Annotated in this window: 16 protein-coding genes and 1 tRNA gene; 16 read left to right on the top strand and 1 reads right to left on the bottom strand. The window is 69.4% G+C overall.

Annotated features, from left to right (window positions below; translation table 11 throughout):
• Positions 1-90: 90 nt before the first annotated feature.
• From VGJ96_05510 to VGJ96_05585, 16 genes are all read left to right on the top strand, one after another.
• The gene (locus VGJ96_05510) at positions 91-1,428 is read left to right on the top strand and encodes a hypothetical protein (protein ID HEY3286566.1); all 1,338 of its coding nucleotides are present in this window, start codon (positions 91-93) and stop codon (positions 1,426-1,428) included.
• Between the two features lie 109 nt (positions 1,429-1,537).
• Positions 1,538-2,005 (top strand): hypothetical protein, encoded by a 468-nt coding sequence (locus VGJ96_05515; protein HEY3286567.1) that lies wholly within the window; start codon positions 1,538-1,540, stop codon positions 2,003-2,005.
• Positions 2,006-2,016: 11 nt separating this feature from the next.
• Positions 2,017-3,357, top strand: coding sequence for a transcription termination factor NusA (gene nusA, locus VGJ96_05520; GenBank protein ID HEY3286568.1), 1,341 nt, complete (start codon positions 2,017-2,019; stop codon positions 3,355-3,357).
• Complete coding sequence (locus tag VGJ96_05525; GenBank protein ID HEY3286569.1) at positions 3,332-3,694, top strand: ribosomal L7Ae/L30e/S12e/Gadd45 family protein; 363 nt, start codon at positions 3,332-3,334, stop codon at positions 3,692-3,694. The genes nusA and VGJ96_05525 overlap by 26 nt, the downstream gene beginning before the upstream one ends.
• 18 nt (positions 3,695-3,712) lie before the next feature.
• Complete coding sequence (infB, locus tag VGJ96_05530) at positions 3,713-6,544, top strand: translation initiation factor IF-2 (GenBank protein ID HEY3286570.1); 2,832 nt, start codon at positions 3,713-3,715, stop codon at positions 6,542-6,544.
• A gap of 22 nt (positions 6,545-6,566) precedes the next feature.
• Positions 6,567-6,959, top strand: a complete 393-nt coding sequence (gene rbfA / locus VGJ96_05535; protein ID HEY3286571.1) for a 30S ribosome-binding factor RbfA — start codon at positions 6,567-6,569, stop codon at positions 6,957-6,959.
• On the top strand, positions 6,937-7,893 hold the full coding sequence (truB, locus tag VGJ96_05540; GenBank protein HEY3286572.1) for a tRNA pseudouridine(55) synthase TruB: 957 nt from the start codon (positions 6,937-6,939) through the stop codon (positions 7,891-7,893). The genes rbfA and truB overlap by 23 nt, the downstream gene beginning before the upstream one ends.
• Positions 7,886-8,830, top strand: coding sequence for a bifunctional riboflavin kinase/FAD synthetase (locus tag VGJ96_05545; GenBank protein HEY3286573.1), 945 nt, complete (start codon positions 7,886-7,888; stop codon positions 8,828-8,830). The genes truB and VGJ96_05545 overlap by 8 nt, the downstream gene beginning before the upstream one ends.
• Before the next feature lie 93 nt (positions 8,831-8,923).
• Positions 8,924-10,576 (top strand): protein translocase subunit SecD, encoded by a 1,653-nt coding sequence (secD, locus tag VGJ96_05550; protein HEY3286574.1) that lies wholly within the window; start codon positions 8,924-8,926, stop codon positions 10,574-10,576.
• Positions 10,576-11,535: a protein translocase subunit SecF gene (gene secF / locus VGJ96_05555; protein ID HEY3286575.1), complete on the top strand. Its 960-nt coding sequence runs from the start codon at positions 10,576-10,578 to the stop codon at positions 11,533-11,535. The genes secD and secF overlap by 1 nt, the downstream gene beginning before the upstream one ends.
• A gap of 128 nt (positions 11,536-11,663) precedes the next feature.
• Complete coding sequence (locus VGJ96_05560) at positions 11,664-12,446, top strand: TatD family hydrolase (protein ID HEY3286576.1); 783 nt, start codon at positions 11,664-11,666, stop codon at positions 12,444-12,446.
• An 80-nt stretch (positions 12,447-12,526) separates the two neighbouring features.
• On the top strand, positions 12,527-14,218 hold the full coding sequence (locus VGJ96_05565) for a formate--tetrahydrofolate ligase (GenBank protein ID HEY3286577.1): 1,692 nt from the start codon (positions 12,527-12,529) through the stop codon (positions 14,216-14,218).
• A gap of 188 nt (positions 14,219-14,406) precedes the next feature.
• Positions 14,407-14,787 (top strand): RidA family protein, encoded by a 381-nt coding sequence (locus VGJ96_05570; protein HEY3286578.1) that lies wholly within the window; start codon positions 14,407-14,409, stop codon positions 14,785-14,787.
• A gap of 139 nt (positions 14,788-14,926) precedes the next feature.
• Positions 14,927-15,898, top strand: coding sequence for a selenide, water dikinase SelD (selD, locus tag VGJ96_05575; GenBank protein ID HEY3286579.1), 972 nt, complete (start codon positions 14,927-14,929; stop codon positions 15,896-15,898).
• A 14-nt stretch (positions 15,899-15,912) separates the two neighbouring features.
• Positions 15,913-16,009: transfer RNA gene (locus VGJ96_05580), tRNA-Sec, on the top strand.
• A gap of 116 nt (positions 16,010-16,125) precedes the next feature.
• Positions 16,126-16,785 carry a hypothetical protein gene (locus tag VGJ96_05585; protein HEY3286580.1) on the top strand — a complete coding sequence of 220 codons (660 nt, stop codon included), beginning with the start codon at positions 16,126-16,128 and terminating at the stop codon, positions 16,783-16,785.
• On the opposite strand, the gene VGJ96_05590 is transcribed toward VGJ96_05585, so the two are convergent.
• Positions 16,782-17,570, bottom strand: coding sequence for a UDP-2,3-diacylglucosamine diphosphatase (locus VGJ96_05590; GenBank protein ID HEY3286581.1), 789 nt, complete (start codon positions 17,568-17,570; stop codon positions 16,782-16,784). The genes VGJ96_05585 and VGJ96_05590 overlap by 4 nt on opposite strands.
• Between the last annotated feature and the right edge of the window lie 63 nt (positions 17,571-17,633).

Consider the following 17,633-nt stretch of genomic DNA (forward strand, 5'->3'; position numbering starts at 1 on the left):
CTGGAGAGGGATGTGACGGGACTGTACGGCGACAACACGGAATCGGGACCCCGGTGGACGGGCGCGGGGCAGGGCGATCGTATCGCGCCAATGAGGTCCGAGGCCGATTCGTCGGCGCAGTTCAAGTCGGCCGCGCTCCTCGCGTCACGCGAACGGCTCATCACGTTCACCGGTCGGGTCTTCGCCTTCGTCTGGGGTCCGGCGCTCGTGGTCGGCGCGCTGCAGTATCTCGCCGTCGACCAGGCGCGCGCCGTCTCCGGTTTTGTGCAGGCCGGTTCCGCGTTCGTTGGCGCCGCGCTGCTCTGGCGGCCCTGGAAGCGCCGACTCGCGCAGCAGGCGATGGTGGGCATCGCGCTGCTGGTCCTGGGCGTCGCGATCGGCGTCTTCGCGGCCGGACTGACCGCGGGCAACGTGTCGGCATCGGCGCTCGCCGTGGTCTGGGCAACGCTCTTCTTCGGCGAGCGCGGACTGTGGAGCGTTTCGGGCGCCCTGCTGGTGCTCTACGTCGCGGCGGCGACGACGTTCATCGGCAACGACGCGTCCGCGCAGCTGATGATTCAGCCCAACGAGTGGGGCTACTGGCTGCGCTACACGCTCGTCGCGCTCATCGGCGCGGTGCTGTCGGGATTCGTGGTCCTCGCCGCGCGGCGGGCGTACGAGTCGATGCGCGTGCGCGAGTTCGACGCGCTGCAGGCGCGAAGCGCCGCGGAAACCGCGCGCATCGCCGCGGAGGCGCAGGCCGACACGCTGCAGCGCCGTCAGTTGGTCATCTCGCTCGTGACCGGCCTCGCCAAGGACATGCACGCGTTGCTCTCGCAGGACTTCGCCCGGATGCGATTGCTGCGCGACACCGCAACGGGGCGGGAGGAACGGCAGGCGGCGATCACGCTGCTCGCGAATGCCGAGCGGGCGCATCAGATGATGGCGGACCTGCTGACGCTCGGCCAGCAGACGCCGGACGGCGTCGAGGGATTCGATGGGGCGGGCGTCGTGAAGCGGATGTCGCTGCTACTGCGCGGCGCGATGCCGTCGCGGGTGGTCCTCACCGTGTCCAGCGAACGCTCGTGTCCGCTGTCGGGCGACGAACTGAAGTTCGAGCACGTCGTCACCGCGCTCGCGCTCTCCGCACGCACGGCGCTGTCGTCGGGCGGGGAGGTGCGCGTGCGTCTCTCGCGCGGCGCGGCCTCGATGGGACGCCTCGACGTGCGCCATTGCCCCAGCGGCGGCAACCCGGAATCCCCCGCGACCGACTGGACGACACTCAGGGCGGATGGCGAGCCGGTGACGCGCGAGTCGGAACTCGACACGGCGGTGCGCATCGTGGGCGAGGCGGGTGGGCGCGTGGAGGTGGGCCTGCACGACGACGGCGGCAAGACGGTGAGCGTCTTCTGGCCGTGGCAGGGCGCAGCGAGATACGTCGTGTCTTGACGCTGACTGGCCGGGCATCTATAATACTCAGGCTGGGCGGGTTCCATCCGCCCTGGAGATGTGGGGTAGCCCCCCACATCTTTTTTTCTCTTTTTCGGATTGAAATCAAGTGAAGCAGGCGCTGGAACCCATTGTTATTGCTGCACTTGACTCACTAGGGTTCGACCTCGTCGAGTTACGGATCGGTGGCACTCGCCAGCGTCCGTTGCTCGACGTGCGCATCGATCGCCGGGACCTGCAAAAAGTCACGGTGGACGATTGCGCCGGGGCGTCACGGGCCATCGAGGCGCGGCTGGATGCAGATCCGTCGCTCTTCGGGGATCGTTACGTGCTCGAGGTGTCGTCACCGGGAATGGAACGGCCGGTGCGCACGGAGGGCGACTGGCGTCGCTTCACCGGGCGCCGGGCGAGTGTCAAGAGTGCGGCCCTCGGCGGACGCCTCGAGGTGGAGATCGTGGGCGTGACGGAGGACGCCGGCGCGCCGCGCCTGCACCTGCGCGACGCCAAGGGAGTTGAGCACGTGCTCGGGCTGGCCGACGTCGAAGAGGCCCGCCTGGTGTTTCACTGGAAACCGTAACGAGGTCGTGGATGTCTGGATCGGCTGAAATCCTTGCTGCCTTCCGAGAGCTGTCGAACTCCAAGCAGATCGACCGCGCGGAGCTGCACGCGCTGCTGCAGGACGGCATTCATGCCGCCCTGGCCAAGAAGCACGGGCCCAACGTTCAGGCCGACATCACGATCGACGAGGGGCGCGGCGAGATTCGCATCGTCCTGCTGAAGACGGTGGTGGCGTCGGTCGAGGACCCGAGCCGCGAGATCAGCCTCGAGGAAGCGCAGTTCGAGGATCCCGAGTTCGCGGTGGGCGACATCATGGAAGAGCCCGTCGAGTTCGCCGAGTTCGGGCGCTCCGCGGTGCAGGCGGCGAAGCAGCGCATCATCCAGCGGGTGCGCGAGGGTGAGCGCACCAAGATCCGCGACGAGTTCTCCGGGCGCGTCGGCGACCTGCTCTCGGGCGAGATCCAGCAGATCGAGCGCGGCAAGATCGTCGTGATGCTCAACAAGTTCCGCGAGGCGGAAGCGATCATTCCATACCGCGAGCAGAATCACCGCGAGGATTACAAGCAGGGCGAGCCCATCCGCTCGGTGCTCAAGAAGATCGAGGAGACGCCCAAGGGGCCGCGCCTCGTCCTCTCGCGCGCCGATCCGATGTTCGTGCAGGCGCTCTTCAAGCTCGAGGTGCCCGAGATCCAGCAGGGGATCGTCGAGATCAAGGCGGCATCGCGCGAGTGCGGCAGCCGCACGAAGATCGCCGTGGTGTCCAAGGACGATGCCATCGATCCGGTGGGCGCGTGCGTGGGCCTCAAGGGCGCGCGCGTGCAGGCCGTCGTGCAGGAACTCGGCGGCGAGCGCATCGACATCGTGCCGTGGTCGCCCGATCCCGAGCGGTTCGCCAAGCTCGCGCTGGCGCCGGCCAAGGTGGCGCGCGTCTTCAGCGACGCGGCGACCAAGACCATCCAGGCCGTCGTGGACGAGGACCAGCTTTCGCTGGCGATCGGCCGCAACGGGCAGAACGTGCGCCTCGCCTCGGAGATCACGGGGTGGAAGATCGACCTGTACTCGAGCCGCGAGTGGCTCGAGCGCGGGGGCGACATGCCGCTCTTCCAGCCGCTGCCGGACGACGACACCGCTGCCGACGTGCATCTGTCGTCCATCGAGGGTCTGCCGCCGGCGACGGTCGCGGTGCTCGAGGCGGGCGGCTATCGCACGCTGAACGACATTCTCGATCTCGAGCGCGACGACTTCCTCCGCCTGCCGGGCATCGCGCCCGAGGAAGCGGATCGGATCATCGCGCTGATCAACGAGCTGACCACCGACGATGCGGGCGGCGAATCCGCGGGCGGCGATGCGGACGCTCCGGAGCCGGTGTGAGCAGGGGCAGATGATGGACGCCGCGCTGCGCCGACGACTGCTGGGGCTTGCCGGCCTGGGGGTGCGCGCGCGCAACGCGGTGGTGGGCGTCGATCAGGTGCGGGCCGCGGCCCAGAGTGGCGAGCTGCGGGTGGCGTTGGTGGCGGAGGACGTGTCGCGGCACAGCCGCGACAAGGTGGTGCCGCTGCTGGCGGCGAAGGGTATTGCAGTGCTGGACGGGTTCACGGCGGCCGAGTTGGGCGCCGTGGCCGGGCGGGACGCGACGGCGGTGATCGGCATTGTCGACGCACAGTTGGCGAAAGGAATTCGCGGGGCGCTCCGCCCCGCGGGCGAGTAGCAGCACGAGGGAGGCGGTTTGACGAAGCTTCGGGTGAGTGACCTGGCGGCCGAATTCGGCATCTCGAGCGACGAAGTGTTGTCCATGCTTCGCGCGATGGATGTCGTTGTGCGCAGCCACCTGACGCCCTTGACGGATGATCAGATTTCGCGCGCGCGGGCCCGCTGGGAACGCGAGAAGCGCGTGCGTGCGCACAAGTCGGTCGAGACGCCGACGGGATCGGCGAAGAGCCGCAAGCGCGGCAGCGCGGCCGCCGAAGCCACCGCCGCGCCGGCGGCGAAGAAACCGTCCGCCAAGGCGAAGGCCCCCAAGAAGGCCGAGGAGCCGGCGCCCGAGCGCGAACCGGCCGATGCCCACAAGGTTCGCCGCCGTCGCGCGGCCCCGCCGGCGCCCGCTGTGCCCGAGCCGGCTCCCGCTCCCGAGGTCATCGAGACTCCGGTCGTGGAGCCGCCCGTCATCGCGCGGGCTGCCGAAGCCGCCGTCACGCCCCCGACGCCCGAACCGGTTCCAGCGCTCGAAGCACCGGCGCCTGCTCCCGTCGCACCGGCGCCGCCGGCTGCCGAGGCGGTAGCGCCGTCCGCTCCGTCCGCGCCGCCTGCTCCGTCCGCGCCTCGGGTGCCTTCCGCCCCCGCCGCACCGCGTCCGGCGCGGCCGCTGTCGCCCCCGACGCCTCCCTCGGTGCCGTCGTCCGCGCAGTCGGCGGCCGATCGTCCGCGTCCACGTCCGGTGGTGCCGGGCGCCCCGCGCGGCCGCCCGGCGCAAGCCGGCGGTCGCATGTCGAACGCGCCGCGTCCCATCGCCTCCGCCGCCCCGGGCGGCGGACTGAGCGGGGGCCGGCGCGAGGATCGCGGCCGCCCGGCCATGGGCGGTGGCAGTGCCGCGCCGCAGACGCCGTCCAGCGGCCCGCGCCGCAAGAAGGGAAAGCGCGGCCAGGTCGACCAGGAAGCGGTGTCGTCGAACATCTCGCGCACGATGCGCGAGATGCGCGGCGCGCCGGGCAAGCGCCGCCGCGACGATTCCGGCCGCGAGGAGCTGGAGGCAATGCGCGCCGCCGTCGCCGAGCAGGAGAAGAAGACGGTGCACGTCAACGAGTTCATCACGGTCAACGAACTCGCCGACATCCTCAAGATCCCGGCCACGCAGATCGTCTCGTTCGCGTTCAAGCACCTCGGGCTGATGGTCACCATCAACCAGCGCCTGGACTTCGACCAGATCGAGCTCATCGCCGGCGAGTTCGGCTTCATCGCGGTGAAGGAGGCCGAGTACGCGGCCGCCCCCACCGAGGCGAAGGTGGAGGATACGCCGGAGCAGCTGTCGTTCCGTCCGCCCGTCGTCACCATCATGGGCCACGTCGATCACGGCAAGACGTCGCTCCTCGACTACATCCGCAAGGCCAACGTCGTGGCCGGCGAAGCCGGCGGCATCACGCAGCACATCGGCGCCTACCACGTCACGCTGGCCAACGGCAAGCACATCACCTTCCTCGACACCCCGGGTCACCAGGCGTTCACCGCCATGCGCGCCCGCGGCGCGCAGGTGACGGACATCGTCGTGCTCGTCGTGGCCGCGGATGACTCGGTGATGCCGCAGACCATCGAGGCGATTTCGCACGCCCGGAACGCCGGCGTCCCGATCATCGTCGCCATCAACAAGATCGACCTCCCGGCGGCCAATGCGCTGAAGGTCAAGCAGGAACTGCTCAACCACAGCGTCGTGCTCGAGGAGTTCGGCGGCCAGACGCTGCACACCGAGGTGTCGGCCAAGAAGGGGACCGGCGTCCAGGCCCTGCTGGAGCAGCTGCTCCTCCAGGCGGAGATCCTCGACCTCAAGGCCAACCCGAACCGCAAGGCGACGGGCACCGTGGTCGAGGCGCAGCTCGACGCGGGCAAGGGGCCGGTGGCCACCGTGCTCGTGCAGAACGGCACGCTGCGCGTGGGCGACGATTTCATCTGCGGGCTCTACTCGGGCCGCGTCCGCGCCCTGCTCGACGAGCGCGGCAAGGCCGTCAAGGAAGCCGGCCCGGCCATCCCGGTGCAGGTGCTGGGCCTCACCGGCGTCCCGATGGCGGGCGACCAGTTCATCGCCGTGGCCGATGCGTCCGAGGCGCGCGAGATCGCGCAGCGGCGCGAGCGGCTCGACCGCGAAGCCAAGAGCCGCCGCACCGCCAAGGGCGCCGTCTCGCTCGAGGACTTCATGTCGCAGTCCGGGGCGGGCGAGAAGCGCTCGCTCAAGCTCCTCATCAAGGCCGACCAGGGCGGTCCGGCGGAAGCGCTCGCCGACGCCCTGCAGCAGCTCTCCAACGAGGAAGTGCAGGTGGAGGTCGTGCAGCGCAGTGTCGGCGCCATCACGGAGAGCGACATCCTGCTCGCCAAGGCGTCGGGGGCCATCATCATCGGCTTCCACGTGCGCCCGGACAACAAGGCGCGCCAGATGGCCGAGCGCGAGGGCGTGGACATCAAGTTGTACAAGATCATTTACGAGGCGGTGGCCGACGTGAAGCTGGCCCTTGAGGGCCTGCTGCGTCCCGAGGAAAAGGAAACGGTCCTCGGCGAGGCGGAAGTGCGCGAGGTCTTCAAGGTGTCGAAGGTCGGCGTCATTGCCGGCTGCTCGGTGCGCCATGGCGTCATCAATCGCCAGGGCAAGGTGCGCGTCGTCCGCAACGGCGTGGAGGTCTACAGCGGCAACATCGGCTCGCTGCGCCGCTTCAAGGACGACGTGAAGGAAGTGAAGGAAGGGTTCGAGTGCGGCATCGGCGTCGAGAGCTTCAACGACATCAAGGTCGGCGACGTGCTCGAGTGCTTCCGGATGGACAGCGTGGCGCGCACGCTGCAGCCGGCGCACGCCGGCTGAGCGCGCACGGGGAGGTGCACTGATGCCGCCGCGTGACACGCGCCGCCCCGACCGGGTGGCCGAGGGCATTCGGATGGAGGTCGCCACGTTCCTCGCCGGCGACGTCAAGGATCCGCGCGTCCGCGGCGCGCTCGTGACCGTCACCGCCGTCGAGGTGACGCGCGATCTCGGGCACGCCACGGTCTTCGTCTCCATCATGGGCAGCGACGCCGAGCGGGACTCCGCGCTGGAGGGGCTCGCGAGCACCACCACGCACCTGCGCGCCCGCGTCGGGCGCGCGCTGCGCTTGCGCGTCGCGCCCGAGATCACCTTCCGGTACGACGAGAGCGTGGCGCGCGCGGCGCGCATCGAGACGCTGCTGGCTTCCGTCCGCCCGACGGACGCACCCGGCGATGGCTCCCCGTCCGGCGCCTGACGGCCTGCTGCTGGTGGACAAGCCGGCGGACGTCACCTCGCACGACGTCGTGAATGCCGCGCGCCGTGCCCTGGGCGAGAAGCGCGTGGGGCACGGCGGCACGCTCGATCCCTTCGCGACGGGACTGCTGGTGCTGCTCGTCGGGCGCGCGACGCGCCTGCTGCAGTGGCTGCACGCCGAGCCCAAGGTCTATGAAGCGACGGTGCGCTTCGGTGCGGAGACCGACACCGAGGACCTCGGCGGCGCGGTGACGCGCGAAGCGCCGCTCCCGACGCGTGCCGCGCTCGAGGCAGCCGTGCCATCGCTGCTCGGCGAGATCGATCAGGTGCCGCCGGCCTATTCCGCCAAGCGCGTGGATGGGCGCCGCGCCTATGAACTCGCGCGCGCCGGGCGTGACGTGGAGCTGGCGCCGTCGCGCGTGCGCATTGACGACATCCTTCTCGGGAGCTTCGAGGGGAGTGACGACGCGGTGTCGGCGTGCCGCATGCGCGTCACCTGCGGGGGCGGCACGTATGTGCGCTCGCTCGCGCGCGACCTGGCGCGCGCCGCGGGCTCGGCGGCGCACCTCACCGCGCTGCGGCGGGAGCGCGCCGGCGTCTTCTCGCTGGCGCGCGCCATTCCGCTCGAACTCCTGCGCTCCGGCGCGCCGGTCAATCTCGCTCCGGCCATTGATGCGCTCGAGGGCTACCCCTTCCAGGTCCTGTCGGAGGAGGAAGTGGGGCAGGTGGTGCGGGGAATAGATGTCGAGGCGAGGGTAGAAGGCGCCTACGCTGCCCTAATCAGCGGGCGCGCCTCATCCGATGCAGCCGTCCCTGCCGCCCTCGGTCGTCCTCTGTCGAATTCTGTCGGAGTCTGCCTCATTGCCTTCGCCGAGCGCCGGCCCTCGGAGCGCGGCGAACGCTGGCAGCCGCGCGTGGTGATGCGCGATGCCTGAGCGCATGGACTGGCATGTCGAATCGGGGCTCCCGCCCGATGTGGAAGGGACGGTGGTCACCGTGGGCACCTTCGACGGCGTGCACGCCGGTCATCGCCTCGTCCTCCAGCGGCTCGCGGCCCGCGCCGCCGAGACGGGACTGCGCAGCGTGCTCGTCACGTTCGAGCCGCACCCGCTCGAGGTGGTGAACCCCGCCAACGCGCCGCACCTGCTCACGGTCGGGGATGAGAAGCTCGAAGTGCTCGCCGAAAGCGAGCTCGACTACCTCGCGGTGCTGCCGTTTACCCCGGCGCTCGCGCAGTACGACGCGCCCACCTTCGTGGACGCCGTCCTGCGCGAGCGCTTCGGCATGCGCGAACTGCTCATCGGCTACGACCACGGCTTCGGGCGCGGACGCTCGGGCGACGCCACGGTGCTGCAGCAACTGGGAGCGGCGCGCGGCTTCGGGGTCGAAGTCGTGCCTCCGGTCATCGCGCCGGATGGCCGTCCGGTCTCTTCGACGTCGATTCGGCGGGCGATCGCCGGTGGCGATCTCGAGCGCGCCGAAGGGGGGCTCGGCCGCCACTACGGCATCTCCGGCGTCGTCATCGAGGGCGTGGGGCGGGGGAGGACCCTTGGCTTCCGCACGATCAATCTGTCGTTCCCCCCGCCACGCAAGCTGCTGCCGCCCGACGGCGTCTATGCAGTGCGCGTCTGCACCCCGCTCGGGTCGTTCGGCGGGATGATGAACCTCGGCGGTCGCCCGACGTTCGGAGATCCGGCCCGCACCATCGAGACCCACCTCTTCGACACCGCACCGGAATTGTACGGCCGCCGCGTGCGCGTCGACCTCGTGCGGCGGTTGCGGGAAACCCGTGCGTTCGAGAGTGCGGCCTCACTGGTGGAGCAGTTGGCGCGCGACGAACAGGCCGCGCGGACCGCCCTGGCGCAGGATTGAGGCAACTCGTTGTCAGTACGCAAGATGATTGACTAGACCGCGTCCCAACACTACTCTTCAAGGTTTCGCATAAACCCTTTGCCAGTCCGGGCAATGACCAACCTGAAGTACCGGCTGATTACCATCGCGCTGCTTATCCTCGCCTCGGTGTGGGCGCTGTACCCCCGCACGGTGGTTGAGCGCGTCAAGCGCAACGGCCAATTCGTCTTCGATACTGTCCAGCGAGTGCCGCTCAAACTCGGCCTCGACCTGCAGGGCGGCATGCACCTGACGCTCGAGGTCGATGAGTCCAAGGGGACCATCACCAACAAGGCGGAAGCCCTGGATCGGGCCCTCACGGTCGTGCGCACCCGCATCGACGAGTTCGGCGTTGCCGAACCGGTCGTCCAGAAGATCGGGAACGACCGCATCGCGGTGGAACTCCCGGGCATCGACGATCCGCAGCGCGCCACGGAAGTGGTGCAGAAATCGGCGTACCTCCAGTTCCAGATCACCGACAAGACGCAGGCGTTCGAGAAGAGCGTGGCGCGTTTGGATGCGATCCTGAAGGAGAAGGGGATCGTCGCCAAGACGTCGGGGGCGGCGGCCGCGGCTGGCGCCTCGAAGTCGGCGCTGCCGAACCTCTTCGCCGCGGGCGACAGTGCGAAGAATCTGGCCAAGGACAGCACCAAGGCCGACAGCGCCAAGTCGTCGGACGGTCCGTTCGCGACCAAGGTGGCCAAGGCGCCGGGCGGTGATCCGGGGATGTACATGGTGGCCGAGTCGGATCGCGAAGAGATCGACTCGTACCTCCAGCATCCCGACATCAAGGCCGCGCTCCCGCCGGGCAAGCAGCTCAAGTGGGGCGCCGACACGATCGTCGCCGGGCAGAAGGCGTATCGCGGGCTGTACGTGCTGGATGCGCGCCCGATCATCACCGGCGAGTACCTCACCGACGCCAAGCCCAACACGGTGCCGGTGGAAGGGACGATCGTCGAGTTCCAGCTGAATAACGAGGGCGGCCGTCGCTTCAAGAGCGAGACCGGCAAGCATGTGCGCGACTACATGGCCATCGTGCTCGACGATCGCGTGATGTCGGCGCCCATCATCCAGAGCGCCATCGGCACGCGCGGCCAGATCACGATGGGCGGGTCGGGGCTGCAGGCGGCGCAGGACCTCGCGCTCGTGCTTCGCGCCGGCGCGCTGCCGGTGCCGCTGAAGGTGGCCGACACGCGCACCATCGGCGCCTCGCTCGGCCAGGACTCCATCAACAAGGGGATGCTGGCGGGCCTCGTGGCCATCGCGCTCGTCTGCGTGATCATGGTGGTCTACTACCGCTTCTCCGGGCTGATGGCGCTGGGCGGCCTCGTGCTCTACGTGCTGTACACGCTGGCCGCGCTGGCCGGCTTCCACGCTACGCTGACGCTGCCCGGACTGGCCGGCTTCGTGCTCGGCATCGGCATCGCGGTCGACGCCAACGTGCTGATCTTCGAGCGCATCCGGGAGGAGCTCGATCACGGCAAGAGCGTGCGCACCGCCATCGAGGAGGGCTTCAAGCACGCGATGACGGCCATCATCGACACCAACGTGTCGACGGCGCTGACGGCGCTGGTGCTGTACCAGTACGGCACCGGCCCGGTGAAGGGCTTCGCGGTGACCCTCATCGCGGGCCTCGTCTCCACGCTCGTGGCGTGCGTCTTCTCGGTTCGCACGTTCTATCTCGTTTGGCTCAACCGTAACCGCGGCGTCGAGTCGCTGAGCATCTGATGCTGCGCATCCTACACGGCACCTCGATCGACTTCATCAAGTACTGGCGCACCGCCGCCGTACTGACCATCGCCTTCATCCTGCTGGGCGTGGGCTCCGCCCTCTTCAAGGGGGGCTTCCCGTACTCCATCGAGTTCACGGGCGGCACCCTGATGCAGGTCGAGTTCACGGCGCCGCCCGATGTGGCGAAGATCCGGTCCTCGCTCGACGCCGCCGGCATCACCGGCGCGGAGATCACCTCGTTCGGCTCGAACCGCGAGTACACCATCCGTGCGCAGGAAGCGGCGCAGGTGGAAGAGCAGGCGGCCGGCGCCGAGAAGGTCGCCAACAAGATCGAGGCGACGCTGCGGCAGGCCTTCGGCGACAACTCGTTCAAGGTGGGCCGCGTCGAGTCGGTCGGCCCGCGCGTCGGCGGCGAACTGCGCCGCGGCGCGGTTCTCGCCATCCTGATCTCGTTCCTCGTGACCCTCGCCTACCTGGCGTGGCGATTCGAGTGGCGCTTTGGCCTGGCCGCGGTGCTCGCCACCGCGCACGACATCCTGACGACGATCGCGTTCATCAAGCTGCTGCACCTCGAGATCTCGCTGACGGTCATCGCGGCGATCCTGACGGTGATCGGCTACTCGCTGAACGACACGATCATCATCTTCGACCGCGTGCGCGAGAACCTGCACAAGAACCGCAAGATGCCGTTCTACGACCTGCTCAACATCTCGGTCAACGAGACGCTGCCGCGGTCCATCCTGACGCACGCCACGACGCTGGCCGCGACGCTGTCGCTGCTCGTGCTGGCGGGTGAGGTCATCCGCCCGTTCGCCTGGGTGATGTCGTTCGGCATCTTCACCGGCACGTTCAGCTCCATCTACGTGGCGTCGCCGATCCTGATGTGGGTGGAGAACAAGTACCCGCGCAAGAACGAGGCGCGCTCGGGAACGCGCGCCGTGGCGGCACGGCCGTAAGATCCCGCGGTTGAAACGAGAGGGCGCCTCGCGGTTGGGGCGCCCTCTTTGCTGTAGGTCACACCCTGACGTCGTGTACGGGCGCAGGCCGTGGGCTTGTGGACGGTCCGTCCCCTAGATTCATCCCGATGCCGGCCTTCATCGATTCGCACTGTCATCTGGCGGATCCGGCGTTCGACGCCGACCGCGACGACGCGATCGCCCGCGCCCGCGCGGCGGGGGCGACGGCGCTGGTCTGCATTGGCGAATCACCCGAGATGGCGCGGCGCGCGCGCGCGGTCGCGGCGCAGCATCCGGGGTTCATCGTGCACACGGCGGGCGTGCATCCGCACGACGCGGCCTCGTTTGACCCGGTGCGCGACCTCGCGGCCCTGCGCGACGAATTGGCGCACGGCGCCGTGGCGCTCGGCGAATGCGGCCTCGACTACCACTACGACCACTCGCCGCGCGACCAGCAGCGCCGGGCCTTTGCCGCGCAGCTGGCGCTGGCCTCGGAGCTCCGCCTCCCGGTGGTGGTGCACTCCCGCGAGGCGGCCGATGACACCGCCGCGATGGTGCAGGAAGCAGGCGAAGCGGGGGTGGTGGGCATCATGCACTGCTTTGCCGGGCCGGGCGCGCTCGCCGAGGTGGCGGTTGCCGCCGGGTGGTACATCTCGTTTGCCGGCATCATCACCTTCAAGAAGTGGGCGGATGAGGCGCTCGTGCGCCTTCCCCCCGCCGACCGGCTGCTGGTCGAGTCGGATGCCCCGTACCTCGCGCCCGTTCCCCATCGCGGCCAGCGCAACGAGCCCGCGTTCGTGCTCCAGACCGTCACGCGCCTCGCCGAGGTGCGCGGCCTCAGCGTCGAACGCATGGGCGCCGTAGTCACGGAGAACGCGCGAAGATGCTTCGGCCTCGCCGCGCCGTCATAGAAGCAGTGTTGTCCTCCGCCATCCGCCCTCTGCCATCCGCCATCCCTGTCCGCCCACTCCTTTCTCCGCTTTCGTAAACCATGCCCCACGATCCGCATATCGTCGTCCCCACGGACATTGAGATTGCCCAGCGCGCGAAGCTGCGCCCCATCGTTGAAGTTGCCGCCGACCTGGGCCTCGGCGAAGACGACCTCGACCTGTACGGCAAGTACAAGGCGAAGATTTCCCTCGAAGTGACACAGCGTCCGCCCAAGGGGCGGCTGGTGCTCGTCACCGCCATCAATCCGACGGCGGCGGGGGAAGGGAAGACGACGACCTCCGTCGGGCTGGCGCAGGCGCTGCGCCGCCTCGGCACCAACGCCGTGCTCGCCATTCGCGAACCGTCGCTGGGACCGGTCTTTGGCGTGAAGGGCGGCGCGGCCGGCGGCGGCTACTCGCAGGTGCTGCCGATGGACGACATCAACCTGCACTTCACCGGCGACTTCCACGCGATCAGCAGCGCGCACGGCCTGCTGAGCGCGATGCTCGACAATCACCTGCAGCAGGGCAACCTGCTGGGCATCGACCACCGCCGCATCACCTGGCCGCGCACGATCGACATGAACGACCGGGCGCTGCGGAAGTGCATCATCGGCCTGGGCGGCCCGATGGATGGCGTGCCGCGCGAAGAGCGCTTCGTGATCATTCCGGCGAGCGAGATCATGGCGATCGTCGCGCTGGCCACCAGCCCCGCCGACCTCGAGCGGCGCCTCGGCGACATCGTCGTCGGCAGCACCGCGGGCCCGCTGCGTCATCCGGTGCGCGCCCGCGAACTCAAGGCGGCCGGCGCGATGGCGCTGCTGCTGAAGGACGCCATCCGTCCGAACCTCGTGCAGACGCTCGAGGGCGGCCCCGCCTTCGTGCACGCCGGCCCCTTCGGCAACATCGCCCACGGCTGCAATTCCATCCTCGCCACGCGCGCGGCACTGGCGCTCGGCGACGTGGTGGTGACGGAGGCCGGCTTCGGCTCGGATCTCGGCGCCGAGAAGTTCCTCGACATCAAGTGCCGCTTCGGCGGGCTGAATCCCGAGGTCGCGGTCGTCGTGGCCACCATTCGCGCGCTCAAGATGAACGGCGGCGCGAACAAGAAGGACTTGTCGAAGGAAGACCTGAAGGCGCTCGAGAAGGGGCTGCCGAACCTGGAGCACCACATCGCCAACATGCAGCAGTACGGACTCCCGGTGGTGGTGGCGATGAACCGGTTCGCCACCGACACCGACGCCGAGCTGCAGATGGTCATGGAGTGCGCGAAGCGCGCCAAGGTGCGCGTCGCCATGAACGAGGTCTTCGCCCGCGGCGGCGCCGGGGGCGAGGAGCTGGCGAAGGAAGTGCTCGAGGTGCTGGCGGAAGGGAAGTCGAAGTTTGCCCCCATCTACGACGCCGACAAGCCGATCAAGCACAAGATCCACGAGATCGTGACCAAGGTGTACGGCGCCGACGGCGCCGACTACTCGCCCAAGGCCGACAAGGCCATCGAGTACCTCGAGGCGAACGGCCTGGGTCGCACGCCGATGTGCATGGCCAAGACGCAGTACTCGCTCACCGACGACGCGAGCAAGCTCGGCCGTCCGACGGGGTTCCGCATGACGATCAACGAGGTGTACCCGGCGGCCGGCGCCGGCTTCGTGGTCGCGCAGTGCGGCGACATCATGACGATGCCCGGCCTGCCCAAGGAGCCGGCGGCGGAGCGCATGAGCGTCGCGGCGGATGGGACGATTGCTGGTCTGTTCTAGGACTGCAGAGTACGACAGAGTACGACAGAGTACGACGGAGTAAGACAGAGTACGACAGGGCACGGCAGGGCGGGCGGTGGTGCGAGGCACTATCGTCTGCCCGTTGCCGCGCGATACAATCCAAGTCGCAATCCTGTTTCGTGATCCTTGATCCAATTCCGGATTCCATATCCTCAATCGTTGGTATCATGACCAAGATTCATCACACCGAGCTTGCCCCCGCCGCCATTGGCCCGTACTCGCAGGCGATTGCCGCGGGCGGCTTCCTTTTCTGCGCCGGCCAGACGCCGCTCGACCCGAAGACGATGGCGCTCGTCGAGGGCGATGTCGGCGTGCAGGCTGCGCAGGTGCTCAAGAACCTCCACGCCGTGCTGCAATCGGCCGGCTGCACGTGGAAGGACGTCGTGAAGACCACGATCTTCCTGCGCAGCATGGGCGATTTCGCGAAGGTCAACGAGGTCTACGCGGCCACGCTGGGCGAGAGCCGCCCCGCGCGCTCCACGGTCGCGGTGGCCGGCCTGCCGAAGGATGCGCAGGTCGAAATCGAGCTGATCGCCAAGCTCCCGTAAGCCGGCAACCAATCGTCAACCGTATCGCCGATCGAGTGCCGTAGTCCCAATCCGAGTCCCCCATCCCGAAACCGTCATGACGCGCGACCAGATCTTCCGCCTGACCCAGTTCGCCCGCTGCGCCGGTTGAGCGTCGAAGATGGGTCCGGCGGACCTATCCGAAGCGCTCGCGCCGCTCGCGCGACACGTGGATCCGCGGCTGCTCGTCGGTCCTGACACCTTCGACGACGCTGCGGTCTTCCGGCTGCGCGACGACCTCGCGCTCGTGCAGACGGTGGACTTCTTCGCGCCCATCGTCGACGATGCGTACGACTTCGGGCGTATCGCGGCGGCGAACGCGCTGTCCGACGTCTACGCGATGGGCGGGACGCCGTTGACGGCGCTTGCGCTCGCGGCATTCCCCGAGAACAAGCTGCCGCTCACGCTGCTCAGCGAGATCCTGCGCGGCGGCGAGGACGTGGTGCGCGCGGCCGGCGCCATCGTGGTCGGCGGACACACGATCAGTGATGAAGAGGTCAAGTACGGGCTGGCCGTCACTGGCACCGTGCACCCGGACCAGGTGATGTCGAATGCCGGCGCCCGCGCCGGCGATGTGCTGGTGCTCACCAAGCCGCTCGGCACCGGCGTGCTCGCGACGGAGATGAAGGCCGGCGCGCTGACGACCGAGCGTGCGCACGCGCTCATCGCCTCCATGTCGCGCCTGAACGACGTCGCCTCGCACGCCGCCGTGCAGCTGGGCGTGCGCTGCGCCACGGATATCTCGGGCTTCGGCCTGATGGGGCACGCGTCGCACGTGGCCAAGGCGAGCGGCGTGACGCTGCGCTTCGAGGCGGCGTCCATTCCCGCGCTCCCCGGCGCCGAGGAGGCGCTGCGGCTCGGCATCACCACGGGGGGCGCCAAGCGCAACGAACGCTTCGTCCTGTCGCAGATCTACTGCGCGCCGTCGGTGTCGGCCGTCGTCAGCGCGCTCGTCGTGGATCCGCAGACCTCCGGCGGACTGCTGCTCGCAGTCCCGCCCGATCGCATCGACGAGTATCTTGCGCTGGTCGCCGATGCCGTCCGCATCGGGGACGTGCTGCCGCGAGGCGAACACGCGCTCATGCTGGTCTGATCGCGCTGCGCCGCGGGGGTGGAGGGGGCCTGGTGGTCCTCCTGGTCTTCAAAACCAGTGCGGCCTGACTTGGTCAGGCTGGGTGGGTTCGACTCCTACACACTCCCGCCAGCGCGCGGGCGCCTCGAAGCGGCGTGGCACCGCCGCACGCGGTGCGCCCTGGGGCGCGGTGTTATCTTTGCCCCGCGGCACTCGCGCCGCGACACAGGGTATAGTCTCGATACGTGATGCGTCCCCTCCTCTCGTTCGTGCTGCTCATCGCCGCTCTCGCGATTCCGTCGCGCGAGCGGCTCGCCGCGCAGGGGGGAGGAGCGCCGGTCGCTACCCCGGGCAGCGCGCCGCGCGCCGAACGGCCGGCGGGGGCGGCGCGCAACCCGCGGGCCGCCGGCACACCAACCCTCGACGTGGACTCGCTGCGCCTGAAGCCGCCGGTGACGCCACGGCGCGCGTTCCTCTACTCGCTCGCAATTCCCGGCGCGGGACAGGCCGCGCTCGAGCGGCACTTCTGGGGCGGCGCCTTCTTCCTCGCCGAGGGCCTCTCGCTGGCGTTGGTCTATCGCAGCGCCGAGGACCTGCGGCTCGCCCGGCACTTTCGCGCCGACTCGGTCCCCGAGACGTATCAGGTGGACGCCAGCGGCCTGCCCATCGTCGGCGGTGACGGACGCCCCGCCGTGGCCACGTGGACCGTCAGCCGCTACTCGGCGGCGCGGGTGCGCGCCCGCCGGACGCACTACGAAGACTGGCTCGCGGTGCTGGTCTTCAACCACCTGATCGCCGGCGCCGACGCGTACGTCGCGGCGCAGTTGTGGGACCTGCCGGCGCGCGTCGGGGTGCGCACGGCGCCCGACGGCCAGCCCGCCGTGGTCGCGTCACTCAGGTTTCGCTAACGCGCGCTGCGGTCGAGCTCCACCTCGGCGCATTCACGCGTCCCGTCCCAGCGGCCCAGCGAGACGCGCTCGGGCGTGAACTTCAGGAAGGTCGGCTCGTTGAGCCACGCCCCGGGGTTCGCGTAGAGCCCCGCTTCGCGCGAGTGGTGTTCGAGCATCGCGATATGCGTATGGCCGTAAATGACGACGTCGAGCGACGCGTCGCCCGCCAGCGTCTGGTGCGCGACGGCGCGCAGTCCTTCGCCGCCGTCGCGCGGCCGGACGTTGCGGCTGGTGTGCGACGTCGCGCGCGCGATCGCCGCGCCCCAGTCGGGGTGCAGCAGGCGGAAGGCGCGCACCGCCCACCGGTGCCGGATCACCGCGCGCAGGGCGCGATATCCCTTGTCGAGTTCCGGCCGCAGTCCGTCGCCGTGCGCAACATGCGCTCGCCAGCCGGCCAACGTCCCCGTCCACGGCCCGTCGAGATACGCGGCGCCGCTCTCCCGGCGCAGCACGTCGCCGCCCCAACAGTCGTGGTTGCCGATGATCCAGAGCACGGGCAGCGCCTGCTCGGCGAACTGCGCGCACTCGGCCAGCAGGCGCACCCCCACGTGCGGGACGACGTGGCCCCACTCGAACCAGAACTCGAACATGTCGCCGTTCATCACCAGCGACCCGCGTTCCCGGCGCACGTGCGCGAGGAAGCTCCACAGCAGGCGCTCCTGCTCGGGCAACGCCACGCCGAGATGGGCGTCGGCGAGGACGTAGACGGGGGTGGGGAGGGAATCCGGGACGGCTGCAGGCATCGCCAGATTCTATCGCGCGGACGCGGCCTTTACAAACGTCGCGCGGGCCGGGAGACTTCCTTG

Source organism: Gemmatimonadaceae bacterium (genome assembly GCA_036504815.1).
Taxonomy (GTDB): domain Bacteria; phylum Gemmatimonadota; class Gemmatimonadetes; order Gemmatimonadales; family Gemmatimonadaceae; genus PNKL01.

Coding starts and splice junctions, on each gene's coding strand:
- truB (HEY3286572.1), top strand. CDS start 6,937: ATGGCTCCCCGTCCGGCGCCTGACGGCCTGCTGCTGGTGGACAAGCCG.
- VGJ96_05545 (HEY3286573.1), top strand. CDS start 7,886: ATGCCTGAGCGCATGGACTGGCATGTCGAATCGGGGCTCCCGCCCGAT.
- VGJ96_05565 (HEY3286577.1), top strand. CDS start 12,527: ATGCCCCACGATCCGCATATCGTCGTCCCCACGGACATTGAGATTGCC.
- VGJ96_05525 (HEY3286569.1), top strand. CDS start 3,332: ATGCGGACGCTCCGGAGCCGGTGTGAGCAGGGGCAGATGATGGACGCC.
- secD (HEY3286574.1), top strand. CDS start 8,924: ATGACCAACCTGAAGTACCGGCTGATTACCATCGCGCTGCTTATCCTC.
- secF (HEY3286575.1), top strand. CDS start 10,576: ATGCTGCGCATCCTACACGGCACCTCGATCGACTTCATCAAGTACTGG.
- VGJ96_05585 (HEY3286580.1), top strand. CDS start 16,126: ATGCGTCCCCTCCTCTCGTTCGTGCTGCTCATCGCCGCTCTCGCGATT.
- VGJ96_05590 (HEY3286581.1), bottom strand. CDS start 17,570: ATGCCTGCAGCCGTCCCGGATTCCCTCCCCACCCCCGTCTACGTCCTC.
- selD (HEY3286579.1), top strand. CDS start 14,927: ATGGGTCCGGCGGACCTATCCGAAGCGCTCGCGCCGCTCGCGCGACAC.
- nusA (HEY3286568.1), top strand. CDS start 2,017: ATGTCTGGATCGGCTGAAATCCTTGCTGCCTTCCGAGAGCTGTCGAAC.
- rbfA (HEY3286571.1), top strand. CDS start 6,567: ATGCCGCCGCGTGACACGCGCCGCCCCGACCGGGTGGCCGAGGGCATT.
- VGJ96_05510 (HEY3286566.1), top strand. CDS start 91: ATGAGGTCCGAGGCCGATTCGTCGGCGCAGTTCAAGTCGGCCGCGCTC.
- VGJ96_05570 (HEY3286578.1), top strand. CDS start 14,407: ATGACCAAGATTCATCACACCGAGCTTGCCCCCGCCGCCATTGGCCCG.
- VGJ96_05560 (HEY3286576.1), top strand. CDS start 11,664: ATGCCGGCCTTCATCGATTCGCACTGTCATCTGGCGGATCCGGCGTTC.